Annotated in this window: 24 protein-coding genes; 11 read left to right on the top strand and 13 right to left on the bottom strand. The window is 44.4% G+C overall.

Annotated elements, in window-relative coordinates; genetic code table 11:
- Nucleotides 1-296 precede the first annotated feature (296 nt).
- The 7 genes from SUN_RS06110 to SUN_RS13590 form a co-directional block, all read right to left on the bottom strand.
- A complete protein-coding gene (locus SUN_RS06110) occupies nt 297-758 on the bottom strand; it encodes a nucleoside deaminase (RefSeq protein ID WP_011980871.1) in 462 nt (153 codons plus the stop codon).
- Nucleotides 759-1,508: an NYN domain-containing protein gene (locus SUN_RS06105; protein WP_011980870.1), complete on the bottom strand. Its 750-nt coding sequence runs from the start codon at nt 1,506-1,508 to the stop codon at nt 759-761.
- On the bottom strand, nt 1,505-2,116 hold the full coding sequence (rsmD, locus tag SUN_RS06100) for a 16S rRNA (guanine(966)-N(2))-methyltransferase RsmD (protein ID WP_011980869.1): 612 nt from the start codon (nt 2,114-2,116) through the stop codon (nt 1,505-1,507). Before rsmD ends, SUN_RS06105 begins: the two co-directional genes overlap by 4 nt.
- Before the next feature lie 37 nt (nt 2,117-2,153).
- The gene (locus tag SUN_RS06095; RefSeq protein ID WP_011980868.1) at nt 2,154-3,491 is read right to left on the bottom strand and encodes an SH3 domain-containing C40 family peptidase; all 1,338 of its coding nucleotides are present in this window, start codon (nt 3,489-3,491) and stop codon (nt 2,154-2,156) included.
- 82 nt (nt 3,492-3,573) lie between these two features.
- On the bottom strand, nt 3,574-4,653 hold the full coding sequence (locus SUN_RS06090) for a dipeptide epimerase (RefSeq protein WP_011980867.1): 1,080 nt from the start codon (nt 4,651-4,653) through the stop codon (nt 3,574-3,576).
- A complete protein-coding gene (locus tag SUN_RS06085) occupies nt 4,650-4,874 on the bottom strand; it encodes a hypothetical protein (RefSeq protein ID WP_011980866.1) in 225 nt (74 codons plus the stop codon). The genes SUN_RS06090 and SUN_RS06085 overlap by 4 nt, the downstream gene beginning before the upstream one ends.
- Nucleotides 4,875-4,905: 31 nt before the next feature.
- A complete protein-coding gene (locus SUN_RS13590) occupies nt 4,906-5,238 on the bottom strand; it encodes a hypothetical protein (protein ID WP_041672709.1) in 333 nt (110 codons plus the stop codon).
- A 285-nt stretch (nt 5,239-5,523) separates the two neighbouring features.
- Between SUN_RS13590 and SUN_RS06075 the strand changes: the two genes are divergently transcribed.
- The gene (locus SUN_RS06075) at nt 5,524-5,892 is read left to right on the top strand and encodes an STAS/SEC14 domain-containing protein (RefSeq protein ID WP_011980864.1); all 369 of its coding nucleotides are present in this window, start codon (nt 5,524-5,526) and stop codon (nt 5,890-5,892) included.
- Between the two features lie 10 nt (nt 5,893-5,902).
- On the opposite strand, the gene SUN_RS06070 is transcribed toward SUN_RS06075, so the two are convergent.
- Genes SUN_RS06070 through SUN_RS06060 form a run of 3 tightly spaced genes read right to left on the bottom strand, consistent with a single transcriptional unit; the run spans nt 5,903 to nt 8,295 of the window.
- Nucleotides 5,903-7,066 (bottom strand): DUF819 domain-containing protein, encoded by a 1,164-nt coding sequence (locus SUN_RS06070; protein ID WP_011980863.1) that lies wholly within the window; start codon nt 7,064-7,066, stop codon nt 5,903-5,905.
- Nucleotides 7,067-7,081: 15 nt separating this feature from the next.
- Nucleotides 7,082-7,516 carry a methyltransferase family protein gene (locus SUN_RS06065; protein ID WP_011980862.1) on the bottom strand — a complete coding sequence of 145 codons (435 nt, stop codon included), beginning with the start codon at nt 7,514-7,516 and terminating at the stop codon, nt 7,082-7,084.
- On the bottom strand, nt 7,513-8,295 hold the full coding sequence (locus SUN_RS06060) for a patatin-like phospholipase family protein (protein ID WP_011980861.1): 783 nt from the start codon (nt 8,293-8,295) through the stop codon (nt 7,513-7,515). Before SUN_RS06060 ends, SUN_RS06065 begins: the two co-directional genes overlap by 4 nt.
- Before the next feature lie 69 nt (nt 8,296-8,364).
- Between SUN_RS06060 and SUN_RS06055 the strand changes: the two genes are divergently transcribed.
- The 5 genes from SUN_RS06055 to SUN_RS06035 all read left to right on the top strand — a co-directional run bounded on the left by SUN_RS06055 (nt 8,365) and on the right by SUN_RS06035 (nt 11,126).
- Nucleotides 8,365-9,180 carry an SDR family NAD(P)-dependent oxidoreductase gene (locus SUN_RS06055; RefSeq protein ID WP_011980860.1) on the top strand — a complete coding sequence of 272 codons (816 nt, stop codon included), beginning with the start codon at nt 8,365-8,367 and terminating at the stop codon, nt 9,178-9,180.
- Between the two features lie 61 nt (nt 9,181-9,241).
- Complete coding sequence (gene mog / locus SUN_RS06050; RefSeq protein ID WP_011980859.1) at nt 9,242-9,775, top strand: molybdopterin adenylyltransferase; 534 nt, start codon at nt 9,242-9,244, stop codon at nt 9,773-9,775.
- A 16-nt stretch (nt 9,776-9,791) separates the two neighbouring features.
- Nucleotides 9,792-10,001: a hypothetical protein gene (locus tag SUN_RS06045; protein ID WP_041672708.1), complete on the top strand. Its 210-nt coding sequence runs from the start codon at nt 9,792-9,794 to the stop codon at nt 9,999-10,001.
- Complete coding sequence (locus SUN_RS06040) at nt 9,998-10,213, top strand: hypothetical protein (protein ID WP_041672707.1); 216 nt, start codon at nt 9,998-10,000, stop codon at nt 10,211-10,213. Before SUN_RS06045 ends, SUN_RS06040 begins: the two co-directional genes overlap by 4 nt.
- Before the next feature lie 166 nt (nt 10,214-10,379).
- The gene (locus SUN_RS06035; protein WP_011980858.1) at nt 10,380-11,126 is read left to right on the top strand and encodes a carbonic anhydrase; all 747 of its coding nucleotides are present in this window, start codon (nt 10,380-10,382) and stop codon (nt 11,124-11,126) included.
- A 19-nt stretch (nt 11,127-11,145) separates the two neighbouring features.
- Here SUN_RS06035 and SUN_RS06030 read toward each other — a convergent pair whose 3' ends face one another.
- The gene (locus SUN_RS06030; protein WP_011980857.1) at nt 11,146-11,832 is read right to left on the bottom strand and encodes a rhodanese-like domain-containing protein; all 687 of its coding nucleotides are present in this window, start codon (nt 11,830-11,832) and stop codon (nt 11,146-11,148) included.
- 98 nt (nt 11,833-11,930) lie between these two features.
- Nucleotides 11,931-13,514: a SulP family inorganic anion transporter gene (locus SUN_RS06025; protein ID WP_011980856.1), complete on the bottom strand. Its 1,584-nt coding sequence runs from the start codon at nt 13,512-13,514 to the stop codon at nt 11,931-11,933.
- Between the two features lie 417 nt (nt 13,515-13,931).
- Here SUN_RS06025 and SUN_RS06020 point away from each other — a divergent pair, with 417 nt between their 5' ends.
- On the top strand, nt 13,932-14,195 hold the full coding sequence (locus SUN_RS06020; protein ID WP_041672706.1) for a hypothetical protein: 264 nt from the start codon (nt 13,932-13,934) through the stop codon (nt 14,193-14,195).
- Here the strand turns inward: SUN_RS06020 and SUN_RS06015 are convergent.
- Nucleotides 14,179-15,432, bottom strand: a complete 1,254-nt coding sequence (locus tag SUN_RS06015) for an NAD(P)/FAD-dependent oxidoreductase (protein ID WP_011980855.1) — start codon at nt 15,430-15,432, stop codon at nt 14,179-14,181. The genes SUN_RS06020 and SUN_RS06015 overlap by 17 nt on opposite strands.
- 42 nt (nt 15,433-15,474) lie before the next feature.
- On the opposite strand from SUN_RS06015, the gene SUN_RS06010 reads away from it, so the two are divergent.
- The 4 genes from SUN_RS06010 (at nt 15,475) to SUN_RS05995 (ending at nt 23,243) form a co-directional block, all read left to right on the top strand.
- A complete protein-coding gene (locus tag SUN_RS06010) occupies nt 15,475-16,407 on the top strand; it encodes a class I SAM-dependent methyltransferase (protein WP_011980854.1) in 933 nt (310 codons plus the stop codon).
- Between the two features lie 110 nt (nt 16,408-16,517).
- Entirely contained in the window at nt 16,518-17,180 is a 663-nt protein-coding gene (locus tag SUN_RS06005) for a MerR family transcriptional regulator (protein WP_011980853.1), read from the top strand.
- The gene (locus tag SUN_RS06000; protein WP_011980852.1) at nt 17,181-20,642 is read left to right on the top strand and encodes an acyl-[ACP]--phospholipid O-acyltransferase; all 3,462 of its coding nucleotides are present in this window, start codon (nt 17,181-17,183) and stop codon (nt 20,640-20,642) included.
- Between the two features lie 75 nt (nt 20,643-20,717).
- Nucleotides 20,718-23,243 carry a DUF2339 domain-containing protein gene (locus tag SUN_RS05995; protein ID WP_158298182.1) on the top strand — a complete coding sequence of 842 codons (2,526 nt, stop codon included), beginning with the start codon at nt 20,718-20,720 and terminating at the stop codon, nt 23,241-23,243.
- The last annotated feature ends 74 nt before the right edge of the window (nt 23,244-23,317 follow it).

Genomic DNA, 23,317 nt, shown 5'->3' with positions numbered 1-23,317 from the left:
CATAAAATATATCCTCGTATTTTTAAGATAATTGTATTATAAAAAATAATTGTGGAGATTATCTAAATATTATATAGTTTTTTGTAGATTCTATTTATTCAAGGAACATTATATACCGATCAGCTTATAAAATTTAGCACCTAAAATTGGCGTTAATAGGACAAAGTGTTCCGTTATTTGTCAAATAATCGTTTTAAAGGACAAAATGTCCTCCCTGGATAAGAAGGCAAGAATGCAGTAACCAAAGAAAAAACCATTTGACACAGTACGAAATAACCTACTTATACCGATAGCGATCAATAAGGTATTTTCTCCGGATCTTCATACCACACACTAAAGAGTGTCTGACATTGTTCATGGGGTGTATGCATAAAGGAGACCGGATCTTTTTTCTTCCCCAGAATGATCTCGGTGATCAGGCTGTCGTCAAAACCAATGCGGGCAGCATCTTCTTTTGTGTTACAGTAGTAGACCCTCTCTATATGTGCCCAGTGGATCGCGGAGAAACACATGGGACAGGGTTCTCCTGTCACATAGAGCGTGCATCCTTCAAGCTTGAAGTTTTGGAGTTTTGCAGAGGCATTTCGTATGGCGATCATTTCGGCATGCGCGGTGGGATCATTGGTTTTGACCACTTCATTGTGCCCGGACGCAATGATCTTTCCGTCTTTGACAATAACGGCACCGAAGGGACCGCCGTCTCCTGCTTCTATCCCTCTTTTTGCTTCAAGGAAGGCTTCCCGCATAAAAGGGTCCATTTAACTCTTCCAGCGTTTATCTCTGATACTCAGCTGTTTGGTGTGCTCATCGTAGGCGATATCAAAAAGGTCTATTTCCTTGACAAGATTGCTCAGTTTCTTGTAGCCGTAGTTGATGGGTGAAAAAGAGGTAGAATTGTTGATGTAGGTCCCCACGTCTGCAAGGTTTGCCCAGCCGTATTCATCCATGGTATGGTCCACAGCATTTCGCAGTACATTGACCAGCCAGGTATCCTGGCGCATCTCTTTGCCGCTTTTGCGTACAGGTGTTGTTACTTCAGCGTTCGGTATATCTTCATGCTTGACCGATGTCGCCATCAGTTTTTCGGTAAAAATGAACTGTGAACAGGCTGCCATAAAGGGTTTGGGAGTCTTTTTCTCCCCAAAACCGAATACCTTGATACCTTCGGCCTGTACACGCATAACTACAGGGGTAAAGTCTGAATCACTGGTTGCAAAAGCAAAGGCATCGATATCTTTGGTATGCAACAGGTCAATGGCGTCGATGGTCATAAGGATATCCGTAGCATTCTTGTTCTTGGAATAATCGAACTGCTGTATGGGCTTGATGGCGAACTCGAGGAGTTTATCTTCCCAGTTTTTTAGATTGTCTTTAGTCCAGTTCCCGTAAGCCTGGCGGATATTCACCACGCCGTATTTGCTCAGTTCATTGATGATCCCTTCGATCGAGCGGTGTGAAATGTTGTCACAGTCGATGAAAAGGGCGATATGGTCTTCTTTTTTTGTCATGCTTTACCTTTTGGACGGTAGTAGGTCAATGTACTGCGTCCGAATTTTTTCTTTTTAACCTTTTCAAGAGCACCGATATCATCAGGCATGGTCAGGTTGGTCATATGTTCCACGGCAACCATTTCACATACCTCAGGTTCGATCTGTCCGATGAGGGCTATGGTTTTGTCGTAGACCTCATCCATCCCGTCTCTGGTAGAAAAAGGCGGATCAAAATAGAAATAGGTTTTCCCGCCCTGACGTTTCAACAATCCGTAAACAGTGGCAAAATTCTCAAAACTGTCTCCGTAGAATGCATGACACCGGCTTGGGTCGGTCTGTTTGATGTTATTCTCGAGGGATCGGAAGGCAGTCTTGTTATACTCCATAAAATAACACTGTGCCGCACCGCGGCTGAGTGCTTCCAGTCCAACCGAACCGCTGCCTGCAAAGACTTCAACGAAATTCCTGTCGATGATGTCGAATTGGACGGTATTGAAGAAGGATTCCTTCAGAATGGACTTGGAGCTCCGCGTGGTCGAGATATCGGGTATCTCGATATGTTTTCCTTTGAATTCCCCCGCGATGATGGTGGTGGTGAACAATTTGATCTTTTCTTTTCTTTTCATAGAGCGTATTTTACCTTGTTTTATTGATTATATTCTATTAGAATTTCACTATCGTTTTGAGTGTATTGATAAGCCTGCTGCTCTCTTTGGTATCTCTGCGTTCCTTGCCCGGTTCCGTAGAGGTAATTATGGTTCGTCCTGTAACCAGCTTTGAACCGTCCTTCTTGCGAATACCCCAATAGGTATGCATGATCACCGGTTCCCCTTTGTACTCGCCAAGATAGAGAACTATATGCCCGGGAACGTAGAGCAGGGAGCGGAAAGGGTCTGCTTCCCGGATGATCTTCTTTTTCTTTGCCTGTCTCGGGATACCTTTGATGGGTATGGACTGACCGTCCTTTGCCTGTTTGCTTGAGTTACGCCTGAGGAAAATACCGAACACACCCAGAAAATCTCTGGTTGTCGCAGAACAGTCACGACAGCCGTAGCCACCGCCCCAGCCGTAGGGTTCATTGTAGAATTCTTTGGCCACTTTGGCAACATTATGAGGTGTGAACGGAAGCGGTTTTTTTGCAATGATCTTGGGATTGCTCACAGCAATCTTTTCTATCTGTGCTTTGCCATTTCTGTCACGTTTGGCCGCAAGATAGTGCTTTCCGTCCTTCGAAACTGGGAAAAGCGTTCCCAGTTTCACGAAACTCACCTCTTTGCCGTTCTCGTCATACAGTCTGAGGTCATCTTTGATCGTGATGGCATACTTACCGTTCCTGAAAGCTCGAATAAACTTTTGATCGACAAAGGCGATATCACTCACCTTTACCCATCCGAAAGCGTAGGAGGCACGGACGAATGCCCACCTACCGTCCTTTGAAAAGTGTGATACGAACACCGGTACATTCATATGTAGGGCCGAGTTCTGATTGTAGTTAAAAGGAAATCCCTCCCCGACACGGTGAGGATCAAGGTAGAAGGGGGTAGAGGTAGGCAATGCCCTTACATTGGTACGTTCGGTCGTGATGGCTTTGTAGCGCTTGGCATTTTTATGTTTGTAGTTTGCATTACGTATCCATTTTTTATAGGTTGATGCCGGTATTTGCTTCCCGTTTTCTGTGTATATCTTGTTTTTGGTTACAAAACGCACTTCCCAAGCGAAATCCTTCATGGGGATATCCAGTTTTTTCAGTCGCCATGGTTTGAAGTATTTGCGGTTAAATGCTTTATCGGAACGCTTCTGCCTGGCTTTTGGCCAGAGTTTGATCTGTTTGGCATAGTAGGCAGGGTCCTGAGGTATTCTTCGCATATCCGCCACTTTATTTTTTGGCATATGGTCGATTTTACTGGGTTTTCGGGTACTCTCTTTAAGCAGATACTGGGCAGGTAGAAGTGTGGAAAAAGAAAAGATTATAAAAATAACAAAGTTGATCTTTCTGTACATTTTTGTATGCTTTATTTTGGTTTTTGCTATTCTAATACAGATAAGTTAATAGAGTGTGTATGCTTTGATATAATAGGTCATTTTATAGATCTTTAATCCCTGAAATACCCAGGCCGACATCCTCTGAAAGCATGATTCGACTCTCATTATAGTGTACGGTGGTTTCAACAGGGTGAGAAACCAGCAAGCTGACGGCATCCAAATCGAGCATAGTGATCACATCTGCTTTGGCCGAGGCTACATGTACACCTGCGGTAACGGATATGGGACCTTCCAGCATACACCCTATCATACATTGCACACCGAATTCTTTTGAGAGATCGGCAAGGGCAAGTGCCTGTGTGATGCCTCCTGTCTTTGCCAGTTTGATATTGACATAGTCTATGGCTTCAAGTTCGAGCAGTCTGCGGGCATCTTTGAGCGAGAAAATCGATTCATCGGCAAGCAGGGGAGTCTCTACTCTCTCTTTGATATATTTCAACCCTTCAATATCATCTGCCGCCACAGGCTGCTCGATGAATTCGGTGATGATTCCCCGCTTTTCAATGCCGTGCAGGAGTTCCACACTCTGTTCTGCTGTCCAGCCCTGGTTGGCATCGAGTCTCAGTTGAATGCTATCGTCCAGGGCTTCATGTATGGCAATAATGCGTTCAATGTCCTTTTGGGGGTCATCTCCGATCTTAATTTTGAGTGTACTGTAGCCAAGAGAAACCGCATTCAGAGAATTGGCTATCATTTTGTCTATCTCTCCCATACTGATAGTAATATCGGTCTCAAACTCTCTCTTTTCTCCGCCAAGCATTGCATAAAGAGGCAGAGAGAAAGATTTGGCTCTAAGATCGTACAGGGCGATCTCCAGTGCGGATTTGGCTGTAGTATTTTTGATGATATGGGAGTGAACATGTCCAAGAAGCGTATCAAAATCCTCTATCTCCATACCTATAAGAAACGGTTCTATCAAAGCAAGGGCTGCTTCAATGGAACCGATGGTCTCACCGGTAATGACAGGCGTAGGAGCTCCTTCTCCATAACCGACAGAACCGTCGTCACACTCGATGATGACGACAAGATCCTCCAGCACATCTACACGACGCAAAGAAGTGACAAAAGGATTTTTAAGGGGTGCTTTAAGCAGATCGGTTCTGATACGGGATATTTTCACGCCATACTTTCTTCTGTTTTTATTGTATCTATCTTTACGGAAAGCGCTTTGATCTGTCGGGAAAGTTTTTCCTGTTTTTCTTTGACCAGTCCCTCTTCAACATTATCCATTGCATATTCGAGTTCCATTTTCAGCTTACGATAGGCTGTTAGAAGTTCAGCTTTGAGCTTTTCATACTCTTTAAGCTGTTCTTCTGCTGTCAATACCGTTTTTTCCTGCATCTTTTCCTCTTTTAATATCGGCGATAAGTTCTTACTCTTGTCGTATTCCTAACCCTGCTGCTACGTGTGGTCGTGTAGTTTCGGTTACTATACCTTCTATTGTAATTGCTGTTACTTCTATAATTGCTATTGTAACTTCTATTTCTGTTGTAGCTACTACTTCTGTATCTGTTGTATTCATTTTGGTTTCTATAATATCCGTAGCGTCCTGGTTGTGCTCTGTAGCGTCGACCATTGTAGTATCTGTACCCATTATTATAATAGTGTCCATTTCTATACCGGTGACCTCTGTAATAGTAATAGCCATTACGATAGTATCCGCCATAATAATAATGCCCACCATAATAATAATATGGATGTCCATAATAGTACGGATAACTATAGGAGGAAAGGGCTAATCCAGTTGCCACACCCAGTGCCGCTCCTGTAGCCATAGCCTCATCTTCCGGAGTACATCCTGAGAAAAGTAGAGCAGAGCAGAGTACACCTATTGCACCCAAATGTTTAAATTTTTTACTTACCATTCCAAATCCTTTTGTATTCTGATTTTTTATATTATACTACAATCGTGAATAAATCGTGACGCTTTGGAGAACCATTAATCTATAATGGTTATACTTCGTAAGACCAGTTACAAAGGAGACTATTAATGTTGGAAGTAAACATAGATAAAGAGAACGCTCTTGCGGTACTTGAACCGCATGGTGCATTGAGCAAAAAGGATTTTGACAATGCTGCCAAGGTAATAGATCCGTTCATTCTTGAGAGTGACGGGAAACTCAACGGTATCATCATCTATACGAAGTCTTTCCCAGGCTGGGAAGATTTCGCGGCTTTGAGCCGACATATCACATTCGTGAAGAACCATCATCAGAAGATCAGGCGTCTGGCTTTTGTTACCGATACTTCTGTTATAGAATTCAGTAAAATGATCGCTGCACCGTTCGTAGATGCAGAGATCAAAGTCTTTGACTATGATGATTTCGAAGAAGCGAAAAGCTGGATTAAATCGGCATAAGATCCGGCTCTTATCCTGCGATCATCTCCAGGACCTTGCCAACCATCAGGCCTCCGAAGGTACCGAGAATGTATCCCATCATAGCCATGAGCACACCTATGGGGATCAAAGCCTTCGAATAGGCTGAAGCCAGAATGGGTGCGGAAGCGACACCACCTATGTTGGCCAATGATGCGACTCCCAAAGAAAATAGGTCAAGCCTGAATATTTTTGCAAAAAATATCATGATAGTCGCATGTATAGCAATAATGACAAAACCGGCCATGATGTAGAGCGGTGCTTCTGCCAGTTCAGCAAAGTTGGCACGGGAAGCGATGAGTGCAACAATAAGATAGAGCATGATGCTCGCCAGTTCTGAAGATCCTGAGAGCCTTGCAACAGGTGTCATGGCAAAGAGTATGCCCGCAACGGTAGCTATGATGACTACCCAGGTCGTCATGGTAAGAAAATCCGTTGTTGGCAGCAATGCACCTGCATACTGTGAGAGTGCTGAAACGAGCAGTGCTGAGCCCAGCAGCAGGAAAAGCGAGGGGAAAGTGATCGCTTTGCGCTGGGCATCCTTGAATGCGAGATGCTTCCCGACTTTATCTATGACAGAAGTATCTGCTTTGCTCCAGGCATTGAAGCGTTTGGCGAAGGGTACCAGGGCAAGCAGTACCATGACCCAGACGGCATAATCGACAGAATCGATGAGCAAGGTGTACCCCAATGCGGCATCAGGGAGGTCCAAAGCACCCTGAATAGCCACCATATTCCCCGTACCGCCCATCCAGGAACCTGAAAGCGCAGCGAATGCTTTCCATGAATCAGACGCAAAGGAACTGTGGAAGAGGGTGAACATACCTATGAAGCCTATGGCGATGCTTATCGATGCCAGAAGGAAGGTCAAAAGCATTTTTTTGCCCAGTTTCATAATCTCCCGCATATCTGCATGCAGCAGCATCAAAAAGATCATAGCAGGAAGCAGGTCGGACTTGAGTGTTTTATAGGTAGCCGTGATCGATTCGCTTTTCTGCCAGAGCCCTAATGTGGAGAAAAGCATGACGACAAAGTAGATGATGACAATGGCAGGAAGATACGCGAAGATCTTTGCTTTCGTCTTCTTCTCGGCAAATACAATAGATGCTGCAATGGCCATCAGTAAAGCGAGATAGCTAAATCCGTCAGTGATCATAGAAAGCCTTTCATGTTATAAAATATACGGTATGAAATATTTCGTTTTTCCCCTGTATTCGAGGTAACATGGATCGTGTGAAAGCCAGAGGGATTCTTCTCTTTGTGCTTTCAGCAGTAGTACATTGACAAGAAAAAGCCAGAGCAGCCATTGTACCGCACGAGGATCCATCAAAGCCACTCCAAGCATCATCAGAGTCACGGAGGCATACATGGGGTGGCGTATCCAGCGGTAGATTCCTGTAGTAACCAGCTCGCAGTTCTCTCTGAGCTCGGGTTCGATGTTGAAATTACCCAGCCTGTTGTGAGTCAATGCCCACAGGCCCACAACAGCCCCGATGCTGAATACCAGAATGGACAGAAGATCAAAACGGTAATGCACCAGCAGGAGCATCACGCCTATGGTACTGAACTGTAAAAATACCAGCAGTTTTGAGTACAGATGCTTCATCTCAGCAGTCCCAGCCCCAGTTGACGTATCTCTTCATACTTGTGGAATGAGAAAGTCTTGTATCCTTTGGTCTTTGGTTCTATGAGCAGAATTTCTTTTGTAGAACAGGCTATGTGCGATCTGCTCTGGTTATATATGAGTAGACGGACGGATTTCTCGAACATTTCCATAACATTGGCTGTTTTGAAAAAGTTGTCAGGCATCTCTTTTTCAAAAGAGTTCTCTCCAAGAACATCGACTGCCAGTACGGTTTTACAGGAAGCTTCGTTCACTCCGAGATTCTCACACAAAAAACCGTCACCGTATGTTTTGCCCTCGACCACATGCTCTTCAAATATGCCTGGTATGGCCAAGGTACAGAGAATGGCATCTTTGATAGTTACATCATCTTTGGCAGTAAATATACGTTTATGTCCGTTAAAAAGGTTGGTTGCGATAAGTTTGAGGGGCGTTTTTGTATCCTTCATTTTTCTCTTCCCAAAGAGCCCTTCAAAGATCAGGGCGATCTTGTCGTTGTCTATCATGGCATTACCGGAGAGTGAGAACTTCATCCAGTTGTATATTTTACTGAAGTTTTTAATATGTTCATAGATCTCAGCCTCTTTCATACCGATAGCCACACAGGCACCGACTATGCCACCCATACTCGTACCGATGATCTCGATAGGGTAAAGTCCCTCTTTTTCAAGGTCATGCAGTATGCCAAGATGTGAGATACCAAGAGCACCGCCACCGGAAAGTACCAACGAGAAATCGTTTTGCCGTAGTTTTTCAATCATGGAAGTATTGTAACATATCCATTAGCCATTCTAAGATAAAATATGGGGAACACTAACAAAGGATTGCATATGTCAAATATCGTGATCACTGGCTGCAGTACGGGTATTGGCCTGGAGACAGCCAGGTATCTCAAAGAGAGATACATTACAGTCTATCCGACGGCAAGAGATCCCAAAGATGTGGAGATGCTCAGGTCAATGGGCTTTGAAAATGCCATGCAGCTCGATGTGACCAAACCTGAACAGGTAGAAAGTGTGATCGAAAACGTACTTGCAAAAGAGGGCAGCATCGATGTCTGGTTCAACAATGCAGGATACGGACAGCCTGGAGCGATTGAAGACATACGCACCGATGTGCTCAGAGAGCAGTTCGAGACCAATGTGTTCGGTCTGCATGAGTGTACCCGCCAGATCATACCGGTGATGAAAAAGCAGGGACACGGCAAGATCATCCAGCACAGTTCCGTGCTTGGTCTCATTTCACTCTTTGGCAGAGGAGCGTACAATGCCAGCAAATACGCCATCGAAGGACTGACCGATACGCTTCGGCTCGAACTGCAGGGCACTGAGATTTATGCTGTACTGCTTAATACGGGACCGATCACCAGCCATTTCAGAGAAACGGCCATGCAAAAACTGTGCCAGAATGTCGATATTGAGCATTCAGACCATAAAGAGAAGTACCTTAAGAGTCTGAAGGCAAAGAAAAGTGATGTCCCTTTCAATGAAGAGGCGGTCTCTGTCTCACGTGTGGTGCACAGGATTATATTAGCCCAAAAGCCGAAGCCCAGATACTACATTACCAAGGCTACCTATCTGCTCGGTTTTATGAAACGTTTGCTGAGTACTTCTCTTTTGGATAAACTCCTGCTTAAAACAGGATAACTATTAGGGTAGATATTAACGATTTTAAGCTATAGTATCTCAATTTTTTTTAGGATGAACAATGGACAAGATAAAGATCGGTGTAGTAACGACAAGTGACAGGGCAAGCAAGGGTATCTACGAGGATATCTCCGGGGTAGCCATTATGGATACCATGAAAGAGTATTTACTTAATGAATGCGAGTATGAATACAGGTGTATCCCTGATGAGCAGAGTCTCATCGAGACGACACTTGTGAAATTGTCGCGTGATGAGAACTGTGACCTGATCGTTACTACAGGTGGAACGGGGCCTACAATGCGCGATGTTACTACGGAGGCTACGGAGAATGTCTGCCAGAAACTCCTTCCCGGTTTTGGGGAACAGATGAGGGCGGTCAGTCTGCAGTATGTTCCTACGGCTATACTTTCACGCCAGACTGCAGGTATCTGTAACGGTTCACTTATCATCAATCTTCCGGGAAAACCAAAGTCGATCCGTGAATGCCTGGATGCAGTATTTCCTGCCGTGCCGTACTGTATCGACCTCATTGGCGGTGCATACATGGAAGCGAACGAAGAAGTCATCACTATCTTCAGACCCAAAGCAAAATAGGAACATACTAAACAATATGAATATTGAATTTATCGAAGAAAAGATCAACGAGATCATTGCAGAACTTGAAAAAGAGGTTATGGAGATCGTGACAGATGAGACGATAGACAAGCAGAATACCAATCTCCGTATGAAACCGCTTGCATCGACCAAACAGATACTTGTCAATGCGCTTGACAGTATCAAGATGGTGGACAGGCTCAACAGGGAGGATATGGAAAAATGATCAGATTACTGCTCCTTCTAAATATTACGACACTGTTTCTTTTTGCCGGAGAGAAACTTCCTGTACCTTCATCGGTGATCGTTGGTGGAGCGCTCTTGAGCATTGTCCTGTTTTTCTGGGGTATCTACAAGGCTGTCAGGACACAAAAAACAGTCTATGCACTTGCATTCCTGCCATTCCTCATTTTGATCGTATGGATGTTCGTCAGCTGAAGATATTTGAGCTTCAATTCTACTGTCAAAGATAAACAATATTTTTGACCTATATTAAACATCTGATTATTTTTCATGATATTTCCCAGCCTTGTGGGAATTTTTTGATACTTTTTAACCCGAATGGGTCTATACTTATAAAACAAACCAAACAAAAGGATCAAGAATGAAAAAAACACTCTCACTACTTGCAGCTGTAGCACTTATGGGATCAGCTTCATACGCAAGCGGGCATGGAGCAAAATGGGGATACACAGGTCACAATACACCTGAAACATGGGGGCATCTTTCAGAAAAATACCATATGTGCAGCGAAGGATTGAACCAGTCGCCTATTAATATCACACACTCAATCTCCGATCCCAACCATGCACCGTTGAACCTTGACTATAAAAAAGGTTCCAAAGAGGTGGTCAACAACGGCCATACCATTCAGGTCAATGTAGAAGCCGGAGACAAGCTTGTGGTTGACGGAGACACTTTTGAACTCAAGCAGTTCCACTTCCATTCACCAAGTGAGAACCGCATCAACGGGAAAGCATTCCCGCTCGAAGCACACTTTGTACACCTTGACAAAGACGGGGACATCGCTGTAGTTGCAGTCATGTTCGAAGAGGGAGCCGAAAACAAGGACCTTGCAAAGATCTGGGCAAAGATGCCACAAAAAGCGGGAGAGAAGAATGACTTAAAAATAGCCGATATTGCTGCGAACCTCATTCCTGAAAAACAGCACTATTACAGATTTAACGGTTCTCTGACAACACCTCCGTGTACTGAAGGAGTGAGATGGTTCGTACTTGAAAAACCACTAACGATCTCAAAAAAACAGGTTGAAGCATTCGAGCATGTGATGCATCACCCGAACAACAGACCGATTCAACCGCTTGATGCAAGGGTTGTTGTAGAAGAATAAGCCTATCCCAAATAGATCTCTACTTGCGGGTAGAGGTCATTCCCGCACCCAGCCAGTCCTGCATACCACCGCGGTACCACTTCAACTTTTCTGCCGGATAGCCTATCTTCAGCAGAGCAAAGATCATTTCGGGGGACTGGGTACACCAGGGACCGTTACAAAAAAGCAGCAGGGTTTTGGCTTCAGTAAAATCATATTCTCCATTCGCATCTTTTTTCACTCCAAGATATTTTAGTGCGTATTCAAAATGAAACTCATACTCCTTATGTTTTTTGAAATAGATAAACGGCATATTGACCGCCCCCGGTATCGTCATATAGTCGAACCAGGGTTTCGTACGACTGTCTAGGAGCAGCATATTTTTGTCTTTTTGCATCTCTTTTAGAAAGATGAGGACTTCCAGCTCACCAAAGGTCTCCAGTCCTTCCTCCAGATGCATCGGCAGCAGTTTCCCTTTGGTGTGTACAAAGGTTGATTTGCAGACAGTAGGAACTTTGGGGTTGGCAAAATTCCCCGTCCAAAGCATCTCATTGTTAATAGGCACTTTTTTGCAGATGTCTGGTATCTTTCGTTTTACATGGTAGGTTATCTTTTTCTTGTCTGGCAGAGTGGTCGTTACCTTGACGCCACGATGTTCAATACTCTGCACAAGAGCAAAGAGGGACGTAGCGGCAAAAAGAGGTAGAAGTAAGGGAAAAAATCTCATAATATGCTCCATATAATATTTATTACTTATATAGTAGCATAAAAATAAAGAATTTTGTAAATAGAAAGTGAGTACGCTTATGGCGTACCCAAAGAAGGTTAAACGTCGTGTGCAACCTTGTAGGTCGGGTCATCTTCTTCATAGGTGCAGAACGGTCCGGCTGTTCGCAGCATCTTTTTACAGTCTTCGGAAAGGTGTCTGAGCGTGAGCTTCTTGCCGGCTTTTCTGTACTTCTCTGTCAGTGCATCAATGGCTTCGGCTCCTGAAGAATCCATGACCCGTGCCTTTTTGAAGTCGATGACCACTTCTTCAGGGTCATTTTCAACATCGAACTGTTCATTGAATGAAGTGACCGAACCGAAGAAAAGCGGGCCGTCAAGTTCATAGATCTTTTTATCCCCTTCCATTTTAGTATGGGAAAAGATCTTTGCATGTTTCCAGGCAAAGACAAGCGCGGAAATAATGATACCGGCAATGACTGCAACGGCCAGGTCAAAGAAGATGGTGATGATGGTCACAATCACAAGCACGAAGGCATCGGACTTTGGCATGTGGCTGATACGTTTAATCGAGGAGAACTCGAATGTACCGATACTCACCATGAACATGATCCCGACAAGGACAGCCATAGGAATGGCAGCGATCACATCCGAGAAACTTACTACAAGAATGATCAGCAGAGTTGCTGCAGTAAAGGAGGAAAGTCTCCCAAGACCGCCTGACGTGAAGTTGATAACGGACTGTCCGATCATCGCACAACCTGCCATACCGCCAAAGAGTCCTGACGTAGCGTTTCCGACACCCAATGCGACACACTCTTTGTTCCCGGAGCCTCTTTTCCCTCCCATTTCATCCAGAACGGAGAGGGTAAGAAGGGACTCGATGAGACCAACCAGCGCAACGATAACCGCAGTTGGAAGAATGATCTTCAGTGATTCCAAGCTGAAAAGCAATGACCAGTCCGGCATGGCAAAATGAGGGAAAGAGACATTGGAAAGATCTGCAAGGTCACCTACGGTCCTGGTATCGATATGCCCAAAGTAGACTACAAGTGTGACCACAATGATCGCCACAAGGCCTGCAGGTACGGCTTTACTTACTTTTGGCAGGTACTGCATGGTCGCCATAGTAATGATGATGATAATGTACATGATGTAGTTCTCGGAGAGACTGGCTTTGATAATGTCAATCCAGGAACTGTACTGACCTATATTAGCTGGAGCAAGGAAAGGAAGCTGTGCCAGTGCGATGACTATGGCCAGACCGTTCACGAAACCAAAAAGGGCAGGCTGGGGTACGAGACGAATGAACTTACCCATTCTCAACAGACCAATGGCTACCTGTATAAGTCCTGCAATAATGGAGGTGACCAGTATGTAATGCAATACCATCATAGAAAGTGCTTCCGCATCGAGTTCCGGGTACATATATTTGACCGAAAGGCCGAGTGAGACAAATACCACGGCCACAGAACCCGTAGCACCAGAGATCATACCGGGTTTACCGCCAATGAGCGCTGTAATGAGCCCGATGATGAAGGCTCCGTAAAGGCCGACCACCGGAGAGACACCGGCAATGAACGAGAAGGCGATCGCTTCGGGAACCAATGCTACAGATACAAGCGCACCGGAAAGAATATCATTTTTGATATTCTGTTTTGAGTAGTTTTGAATGTTGAACACATCAAATCCTTACATAAAATAAAAGTGTGGAATTTTAGCATAATAGTATTAGATGTGCCTATTTGAAGAATCATTTGATTTTTTATGAAAATAAGTAGAAAAATTGGCTATAGTTTTCCTACAAAATTAACTTTAGGGCACCTCTAATAACCCTAGATGCTCATAACATCTCTAGCTTTTGTCTAGGCTAGGCACTCTTTTAAAGGCCTAGCCGTAGCTAAGTCGAAAAAGAGTAACGACGCATAGGCAAAAGCTAGTGATGCCCACAGGGTGGGCTTTGCAAACGTAATCTTTCACAAGATACTTACTTCGTCTTAGCTTTGGCTAGGACTTGAAAGCCTCTTGCAAAATCTCACATTTGCAAAACCCATTATGAGTATTTAGGGTTATTAGAGGTGCCCTTTACAAAGGTGCCATATGACAAAACTGTATAAATTCCTGCTGCTCATCACCATCATAGCGCTGGGGACCATCTGGTATCTTGCAGTGAAGAAAGACAACTTTAGAAAAGAGGAGATAACCCATATAGGGCAGAAGCTGAAAGCTGATACCATGCGAGACTGTCTGCACGAAAAGGGGTTCAAAACAGCCGAAGAAGCTGATCCCGCAACCCTTAAAAAGTGCCGGATTCTTGCAGATGAAAAGTGGCAAGAAGCAAAAGACCTTAACGAAAATCTTTAAGCAAACCTGCCATATATCCGCTGGCAAAGGACCACTGCAGGTTATAGCCCCCGCAGGGGCCGTCCAGGTTCATCACCTCACCACAAAAGTACAGGCCGTCCATTTTTCTGCTCTGCATCGTATAGGGGTCTATCTCTTTGAGCGAGACGCCGCCGCGTGTGATCATCGCCATTTTGAACCCGTCATGGCCGTTGACGGTCAGCGGGGTGGAGACAAGAAGCCTGATGAGCCTGTCCCGTGTCTGGCCTTTAAGTTTTCCCAACGCAGTGTTGGTATCGGCTTCTGCGAGTTTGCAGAGTTCGCGACTAACAGATTCGGGAAGCAGGGTGGAAACAATCTCCAAAGTGTTTCTGTGCGGTTTTTTTTCTAACTCCTTTTTGATATGACTGCGAATCTGTTCCTCATTCATCCCTTTGGTCAAGTTCATCAGAACAGGCACTTCCTCATATTTGCTTAAAAGCGGGGTGATCTCGCGGGAAAAATCCAATACGACAGGACCCCTGATACCGCTTTTGGTAAAGATGAGATCCCCCTGGGCTTTCAGTTTTTTATATTTCTTCATATCAACGGTCATAACGACCTTTGCGATGGTGTCGGCCGTACAGTTGGCTACCCATTTCTCCTTGGTTTTCAGAGGCATCATGGCCGGATACACTTCGGTGACCGTATGCCCGATGGATTTCGCAAGCATGTAGCCGTCACCCTCTGCACCCAGTACCGGATAGCCTTTACCTCCGGTTGCGACCACGATATGGTCTGCCTCGAAACTGTCTGTCTCGGTCTCCACGCCAGCAACCTGGCTGTCATCATGTGAGAGTCCCGTCACTTTCTGCGAACAGCGCACCTCTACACCCAACCGCTGCATCTCCTTCTCCATGGCATTGATGATGGTTGATGAACTGTGTGTCACAGGAAAGACCCTGTAGCCGTCAGGGGCATGACTTTCCACACCGATCTCTTTGAAGAAAGCCATCAGTTCTTTGTGGTCAAACGCTTCAAGGGCAGGCATCATGAACTTTCCGTCACGACCGAAACGTGACATGAAGGTCTCGTTGTCCAGAGTGTTAGTCAGGTTGCAGCGTCCACCGCCCGTCGCTTTCAGTTTGGCACCTATCTTGGAGAGTTTTTCAAGCAGTAGGACTTTTTTACCCTTACGTGCAGCAGTAATGGCTACCATCATCCCAGCTGCCCCGGAGCCAATGACAATGAGGTCATACCTCTTTTCTGTACATTTCATGATAGAATACTATCAAAATATGACAAAGAAAGAGATACAGGTATGGTATTTACAACACAGAGCATGCAGGATATCCTTCCCTTGCTCCAAAAAGAGATAGCACAGCACGACAGCGTCTCCTTCTCTGTACTTAACCCCGATCTTGCCGAAGGGTATGCCGGCACTCACATAGAGATAGATGGCGAAACATATATCTATCGCAGCCTTAAAGCCTGGAGTGATCTGGCGGAACTACTATTGTGCAGGCTACTCCTGCCCAAAGAGGGCAGCTACCCGTTTATAACAGTGACATACCAAAAACTGCGAACAGACAGTTCTTTTCACTTGGATACGGCAGGTCCAAAAGCAAAAAAATACGGTGTGGCTTCAGACTTCTTCGCCATCCACAAGATGGAGGAACCGGCTTTTTTCTACTACTATCAACAGGCGCTAAACAATGTACACATAGAAAAAAGAAAGCACATCCTGGACCTGGGTGTGAACCGTGGGGATGAATTTGATGTTATCAGGAATCGGGTAGATGTCAAAACCTACCAGGATATGGAGTTGGTCGGCATCGACCACAGTCAAACAGCCATAGAATATGCAAAGAGGCAGTTTCCCGAAAATAATGTAACGTTCCATGCCGAAGATATCAATCAACTGAACAGTTTGAATGTGGGCAGATTCGATCTGCTCATCAGCATTGGCACACTGCAAAGCCCCGGCATCAACTTCAAACCTTTTTTCATGGAACTGGTCCAAAACCACATTAGGAAGGAGGACTCGGCCCTGATTCTCGGCTTCCCCAACTCCAGATGGATCGGTGGAGAGATGATCTACGGTGCCAAGGCTCCTAACTATGCCATGAACGAGATGAGCCTGCTTTGTAACGATGTGATGTTCACCAAGAAGTACCTTCAGCAGAAAAAATACAGAGTGACCATTACAGGGAAGCATTATCTCTTTTTGACTGCTACGAAAATTGGAGTATGAAAGAAAGACTTATCATAAAAAAGTAGAAATATATTAAAAGTGTAGAGTGTCACTTTACACTTTAAGATTAAAATGACTATACTGTCACAAGTCAATAAAAAGGATTTGTGATGGCATATAAAATGAAAGAACTGATGGCTCTTAGTGATGTGAGCAAATCAACGATACTTTACTACGTCAAAGAAGGACTGCTTCCCGAGCCTTCAAGGCCCAAACCCAATGTACATCTGTATGATGAGTCTTGTGTGCAGATACTCAAATTTATCAAATACCTCCAACACAACTTCTCCTACACAATCTCTGAGATAAAAAGTATATTTGAAGACAACAGATTTGACTTTGATGGCAGTTTTGAGATGATGGTACGTTCGTTGGAGCTTATCTCGGGCACAAAAGACAACCAATGGTACAGCAAAGAAGAGTTTTTGACGCTATTGGATATGGATGAAGAGACGTTAAGGGCATACCAGGTGAAAGGGTACCTGTTCGAACGGGCGAAAGGGTTCTCCTCCAAAGAGGTGGAAGTCGCAAAGGTGCTTCAGCGAGCATATGCTTTAGGCCTGGACTGCTCTCTGCTAGATGCCTATGTGGCCGATGCAAAGGTACTTGCAAAAAAAGAAAATGAGATAGGTTCAAAACTTCTCAAGGATGATAGCAAGTCACATGATGAACGCTATGAACTGCTTTTTGATCTGGTCTTGACCCTCAAACCCTATATCTTCAATATGCACACGGTAGAGACGCATAAAAAAATCATCAAAAAGGAGAGTTAGATGAAACACCTATTTAAAATCTCGGGTTTTACTCCCTACATATTTATCATCCTGCTCAATGCTATGACGGATCTGGGACACAAGATCATCCTGCAAAACACCATTTTTAAAGCCTATGACGGCTCAGAGCTCATCGTCCTTACTGCCATCGTCAACGCGCTTATCCTGCTGCCGTTCATCTTTCTTTTCTCTCCTGCCGGGTTCATCTCTGACAAATATCCGAAAGTGAAGGTTGTAGAGTATGCTTCTGCTGCTGCCATAGGCATCACGACGCTTATACTTCTTTCTTATTATATGGGTTGGTTTTGGGCAGCCTTTGGACTAACATTTATACTTGCGGCACAGTCAGCCATTTATTCCCCTGCCAAATACGGTCTTATCAAAGAGATGACGGGCAATGAAAACCTGGCGCCCGCCAATGCATTGGTACAGTCTGTAACTATTGTGTCTATCTTGGCAGGTGCGGTCATCTACTCTGTTTTCTTTGAGTCTCTTTTGCAGGACAGAAGTGTGATACCTTCTGAAATTTTAACCTATATCGCGCCGGTTGGGTATATGCTCATTGGAGCAAGCATCCTTGAATATATACTGGCTCGCCGATTGGTCAAAAAAGTGAAACCTGTCGCTATAGATGAGAGTATGGCCTTCGAGCCCCAAGCGTACAAAGATCTGCATTATCTAAAAGAAAATCTTTCTATAATCAGGCAAAACAGTGCAGTATGGTTGAGTATTTTGGGTCTAAGTATTATCTGGGGTGTTTCACAGGTGGTACTTGCTATCTTTGGAGAGTATCTTAAGGCAACACTGGGCGTAACAGATACAGTGACGGCACAAGGACTGTTGGCACTCTCCGGGCTTGGGATGATAGCAGGCTCCATGGTGGTAGGGCGTGTGAGTAGAAACTACATTGAAACAGGTATCATCCCGCTAGGGGCGCTGGGTGTGACTGTGATGCTTTTTATGATGCCGACACTCTCCTCACTATGGACATTGGGAAGTGCACTGTTCCTATTTGGGTTTTCTGCAGGACTGTTTGTCGTACCCCTTAATGCCATCATCCAGTTTGCCGCCCCGTCGCCTATCCTGGGAAAAGTACTTGCGGGAAACAACTTTATGCAAAATGTGAGTATGTTCGGCTTTCTCATTCTTACGGCACTGTTTGGCTACTTCAATTTAGATGCAGTAGGGTTGTTCTATATTATTGCAACGGTTTCGCTACTGGGGATGGGATATACATTTATCAAGCTCCCTCAGTCACTCGTTCGGTATGTTGTACGTATGATCATAGGGTTTAAGTACCGTTTGCATGTAGATGGACTCCGAAATATACCTGCCGATAAAGGCGTACTCCTTTTGGGAAACCATGTCTCTTTCCTGGACTGGGCGATCCTCCAGATGGCATACCCCAAACAGATACGTTTTGTGATGGAGAGAAGCTATTATGATAAATGGTACCTGAAGCCGTTTCTGGATTTCTTCGGGGTGATACCCATCTCAAGTCGTGGAAGCAAAGGTGCCTTGGCTTTGGTGACCGCAGCACTCAACAGAGGTGAGACTGTGGCGCTGTTTCCTGAAGGGCATCTGTCCCGTAATGGACACCTGGGTACTTTTCAAAGAGGTTTTGAAGTGGCGGCCAAAGATGCCGAAGATGCTGTCATCATACCTTTTTATCTAAGAGGGTTGTGGGAAGACAACTTTTCATATGCTTCCAACAAAATGAAACGCAACACAAATAAAGACATCTCTGTCACATTTGGAGAGGAGTTGAATGTGCATAGTGGTGCAAGTGAGGTCAAAAAAGCTGTGTTTGATCTCTCCGTGAAGAGTTGGAAAACCTATACACAGACGCTGCCTTCATTGCAAAAAGCATGGATAAGGGCTGCAAAAGAGCAGGGTGGCAAACTCTGTATTGCTGATTCTACTGGCGTAGAGGTAAATGGTGACAGGTTTGTCACAGGCACGCTGATGATCGCTTCTGCCCTCAAACCCATACTCAAAGAGAGTCAAAACATTGGGCTGTTGTTACCTACTTCAGTAGCCGGATCCATGGCAAATATGGCAATTTTAACACTTGGCAAAACGATTGTAAATCTAAACTACTCAAGTGGTGAAGCATCACTACTTCATGCGCTAAAGATCGCCAACATCACAAAAGTGGTAGCCTCAAAACAGTTTGTCACAAAACTCAAAGCCAAAGGATTTGACTTGGGTGAAGTACTCTCAAAAGTGGAAGTCATTTACCTTGAAGATATCAAAGCGAAGATGGGTAAAGTCAAAGGAGTGTTTACTTTGGGACTTGTCAAACTTTTACCTGCGTGCTTACTGAGCCTGTTCTATATCAAAGATGCAGACTTGGAAGAGACAGCTGCAATACTTTTCTCAAGTGGCAGTGAAGGTACACCAAAAGGCATAGAACTTAGCCATAAAAATATGATGGGGAACATCAAGCAGGCCATTACGCTCATCAATCCTAAAGATGATGATGTCATGTTGGGGACCTTGCCTATTTTCCATTCGTTCGGGCTCACCGTAACGACACTCCTGCCGCTGATAGAAGGCTTACCTGTAGTGTGCCATCCTGACCCGACGGATGGATTTGGCATAGGGAAGATGGCTGCGAAGTATGAAGCGACGATGCTTTTTGCGACAGCTACCTTCTTCAGACTTTATACACGTAACAAGAAGCTGCATCCTTTGATGTTTAAAGATCTTCGTATGGTCATAGCAGGAGCAGAAAAACTCCCCCAAGAGATACGAGACGAGTTTAAAAAGAAATTCGGACATGACATTTACGAAGGTTACGGTGCTACAGAAACTACACCTGTAGCCTCCATAAACATACCGGACGTACTCATGCAGGATTCTTGGAAACCTCAGATAGGTCACAAGATAGGTACGGTAGGACTGCCTGTACCTGGATCAAGTTTCAAGATAGTCGATCCTGAGAGTTTCGAAGAGCTTCCAACAGGAGAAGAGGGCATGATACTCATAGGGGGTACACAGATCATGAAAGGCTACATCGGAGACCCTGAAAAGACAGCCTCTGTCATCAAAGAGATCGATGGCATTCGTTGGTACGTCACCGGAGACAAAGGACGCATAGATGAAGATGGTTTCCTCACCATAGTTGATCGCTACAGCCGCTTTGCCAAAGTAGCCGGCGAGATGGTAAGCCTCGGTCTTGTAGAGTTTGAAATAGCAACTGTGTTAGGCGAAAATGACCAAATAGCAGTTGCTGCATTGCCAGATGCCAAAAAGGGTGAAAAGCTTGTGCTTCTTCTTGAAGGAGAGATGGAAATAGAGACACTCAAAGAGAAGATAAAATCACTGGAAATGAACCCTCTTTTTGTGCCTGGCGAGTACTATAAAGTAGAAGAGCTACCAAAACTTGGGACAGGAAAGGCTGACTTTAAAGGAGCTAAGAGCTTGGCTCAAAAGATGAGTGAAAACCGGAAGGGATAACAAATGAACACATCAGCATTTTGGATTATCGTATTAGGCCTTTGGATATTTACACTTCAAAACAGAGTCAAACACTTGGAAAAAATAGTATCCAGACTATTGGACAAAGATACAAAACCTGTAGCTCAAACTCTGACTGTTGAACAGCAAGCAGTCAAACCTGAAACGAAACCCGTTGAATCGGAGGATCAGGCAGAAGAGGAGCCGGAATATGTCAGTGCAGTCTCACAACTGGAAATGGCACATGAATCACCTAAACCAACAAGGGATACTGCTCCTAAAGAAGCGTATGTGCATACCGAACCCTCATGGCTTATGCAAATGCTCAGTAACTACTTTACCGGCGGCAATCTGCTTGTGCGCATAGGAGGAGTGATACTCTTTTTTGGTTTGGCATTTTTGGTCAAATATGCCGCAGAACACAGTGTGATAAGCATAGAGATGCGTTTATGGGGTATTGCCCTGATTGCCGTGGCATTGATAGTGACGGGCTGGAGACTGCGTGACAGAGAAGGTGCCTACGGACAGATACTCCAGGGACTTGGCGTGGCGATACTCTATCTGCTCATCTACGGGGCATCGAAGTTTTATGGCTTACTCTCTTTGGAAATGGCATTTGTTTTAATGCTTGGTGTAGTAGTATTAGGCTCGATTTTGGCCGTGATGGAAGATTCCCTGCCGTTGGCACTTTTTGCAACGGCAGGCGGTTTTCTGGTACCCATCCTGACTTCAAGCGGAGATGGTTCTCATATCATGCTGTTTTCCTACTATGCTTTCTTAAACCTTGGTCTGTTCATCGTCGCATGGTTCCGTTCATGGCGTGTGTTAAATGTGGTTGGTTTCCTTTTTACCTTTGTCATCGCAACGGTGTGGGGTGTTTTACGTTACAAGTCAGAACTTTTTACTACGACTGAACCGTTTCTGATACTGTATTTCTTTATGTATTTGTGTATTTCTGTTTTGTTTACCATCAAACATCCATTTGAGCCTAAAAATCTTGTAGATGGAACATTGGTCTTTGGCTTACCGATGATAGCATTTCCTTTACAGATAAGTTTGGTACACGATTTTTCCTATGCAGAAGCTTACAGTGCACTCTTTTTGGGTCTGCTTTACCTGGCACTTTGGTTTTGGCTGAAAAACAAAGAACGTACTTTGCTTTTAGCGCAGTCGTTTCTGGCACTCAGTGTGGTCTTTTTTACCATAGCCATACCGTACATTTTTGATGCAGATGTCTCTGCTGCACTCTGGTCACTTGAGAGTACCGGTATTATCTGGATAGCACTGAAACAGTCTCGTCCTTTAACACGTTACTTTGGTATGGCTCTACTGTTTGTTGCTCTTTTTGTCTATCCGGATTCTGTAGGATATTACAATAGTCTGACTCTGGCGGAATATCTGGGTTATCTTATCATCATCACAGCCACATTCATCGCGGCGTATTTGCTAGATACACATAAACATGTACTTCCTGCACTTGATGTATTTATCGCTAAAGTCTATTTGTTTTTTGCCATATTGTTCTGGTTTACGGGGACATTGAATATTTTACCGCGTATATACGCTTTTGTAGCAGGACAGGACATTCTGTTTACACTTATCGCAGGCACCTTGCTTTTGGTTGCTGTGACGATGAAAGTACAGTGGCAATTACTTGTAAAGACTCTTCAGGGCTTTCTTTTTCTGGGGATGCTTGTCTTTTTTTTACAGGCGGGAGGTATCATCAGACTGCTTTATGTGCATCCTTTTGTAGATTTGGGAGCCGTACTTTATGGTATCTTTTTACTCTTGCACTTTTTACTGCTTTATCTCTACCGAAAAGAATGGCAGTGGGCCAAGGCTATTCATGTCGCAGGGCTCTGGTTCTTTGTTCTTGTTGTTAGTTTGGAATTGCATTATCATATAGAAAATCTTTACCATCAACAGAGTGATTCGCTTATGGCTTTGGCATGTGTGCCTCTTGTAGTTTCTTTTTTACTCATGCTTCCCAAACAGTATAGAGGTTGGCTGGAAGAACAAAGGGAAGCGTACCAGATGTTGGGTGCAGGCGGTCTATTGACGGCTTTGGGGGTATGGCAGCTACGTACTTTTTCAGTGGTGCCTGTGGGGAATGCATTGCCTGTATTCAACCTGCTTGACATCATACAGATAATGGTCTTGGCTATGATGGGTTACTGGGGATATCGTCAAAAAAACTTATTGTCCAAAGAGGCAGGGAATACGCTCTATGGTGCAGTAGCGATAATGGGAATTCTATTGATCACTGTCATTTTCGCAAGAGCGGTACACCACTCTCAAGGTATAGCATACAATATGCATGCATTATGGGATAGTGACTACTTCCAAACAGGACTGTCATTACTTTGGAGCATGATAGCCATTGTTTTAATGGTACTTTCCAAACGTTATGGGCAAAAAATACTTTGGCTGGGAGGTTTTGGGCTACTCATCGTTGTGGTACTCAAACTCTTCTTTGTAGAACTTGCACACTCCGGAACCATTGAACGCATTGTCTCTTTTATCGTGGTGGGAACATTGCTTTTGCTCATAGGATACTTTGTGCCGATGCCGCCAGGTGAAACCGAACATGATGAGACATAAAACGATAATTTACAGCACACTGGGTATCATATAGTTTTATCTGTGGTTAACCTATCTTTACTATAATCGAAAAA

The organism is Sulfurovum sp. NBC37-1, from assembly GCF_000010345.1.
Taxonomy (GTDB): domain Bacteria; phylum Campylobacterota; class Campylobacteria; order Campylobacterales; family Sulfurovaceae; genus Sulfurovum.
This window is presented reverse-complemented; position numbering and strand designations above follow the sequence as displayed.

Coding starts and splice junctions, on each gene's coding strand:
- SUN_RS06110 (WP_011980871.1), bottom strand. CDS start 758: ATGGACCCTTTTATGCGGGAAGCCTTCCTTGAAGCAAAAAGAGGGATA.
- SUN_RS06105 (WP_011980870.1), bottom strand. CDS start 1,508: ATGACAAAAAAAGAAGACCATATCGCCCTTTTCATCGACTGTGACAAC.
- rsmD (WP_011980869.1), bottom strand. CDS start 2,116: ATGAAAAGAAAAGAAAAGATCAAATTGTTCACCACCACCATCATCGCG.
- SUN_RS06095 (WP_011980868.1), bottom strand. CDS start 3,491: ATGTACAGAAAGATCAACTTTGTTATTTTTATAATCTTTTCTTTTTCC.
- SUN_RS06085 (WP_011980866.1), bottom strand. CDS start 4,874: ATGCAGGAAAAAACGGTATTGACAGCAGAAGAACAGCTTAAAGAGTAT.
- SUN_RS13590 (WP_041672709.1), bottom strand. CDS start 5,238: ATGGACATCCATATTATTATTATGGTGGGCATTATTATTATGGCGGAT.
- SUN_RS06075 (WP_011980864.1), top strand. CDS start 5,524: ATGTTGGAAGTAAACATAGATAAAGAGAACGCTCTTGCGGTACTTGAA.
- SUN_RS06070 (WP_011980863.1), bottom strand. CDS start 7,066: ATGATCACTGACGGATTTAGCTATCTCGCTTTACTGATGGCCATTGCA.
- SUN_RS06065 (WP_011980862.1), bottom strand. CDS start 7,516: ATGAAGCATCTGTACTCAAAACTGCTGGTATTTTTACAGTTCAGTACC.
- SUN_RS06060 (WP_011980861.1), bottom strand. CDS start 8,295: ATGATTGAAAAACTACGGCAAAACGATTTCTCGTTGGTACTTTCCGGT.
- SUN_RS06055 (WP_011980860.1), top strand. CDS start 8,365: ATGTCAAATATCGTGATCACTGGCTGCAGTACGGGTATTGGCCTGGAG.
- mog (WP_011980859.1), top strand. CDS start 9,242: ATGGACAAGATAAAGATCGGTGTAGTAACGACAAGTGACAGGGCAAGC.
- SUN_RS06045 (WP_041672708.1), top strand. CDS start 9,792: ATGAATATTGAATTTATCGAAGAAAAGATCAACGAGATCATTGCAGAA.
- SUN_RS06040 (WP_041672707.1), top strand. CDS start 9,998: ATGATCAGATTACTGCTCCTTCTAAATATTACGACACTGTTTCTTTTT.
- SUN_RS06035 (WP_011980858.1), top strand. CDS start 10,380: ATGAAAAAAACACTCTCACTACTTGCAGCTGTAGCACTTATGGGATCA.
- SUN_RS06030 (WP_011980857.1), bottom strand. CDS start 11,832: ATGAGATTTTTTCCCTTACTTCTACCTCTTTTTGCCGCTACGTCCCTC.
- SUN_RS06020 (WP_041672706.1), top strand. CDS start 13,932: ATGACAAAACTGTATAAATTCCTGCTGCTCATCACCATCATAGCGCTG.
- SUN_RS06015 (WP_011980855.1), bottom strand. CDS start 15,432: ATGAAATGTACAGAAAAGAGGTATGACCTCATTGTCATTGGCTCCGGG.
- SUN_RS06010 (WP_011980854.1), top strand. CDS start 15,475: ATGGTATTTACAACACAGAGCATGCAGGATATCCTTCCCTTGCTCCAA.
- SUN_RS06005 (WP_011980853.1), top strand. CDS start 16,518: ATGGCATATAAAATGAAAGAACTGATGGCTCTTAGTGATGTGAGCAAA.
- SUN_RS06000 (WP_011980852.1), top strand. CDS start 17,181: ATGAAACACCTATTTAAAATCTCGGGTTTTACTCCCTACATATTTATC.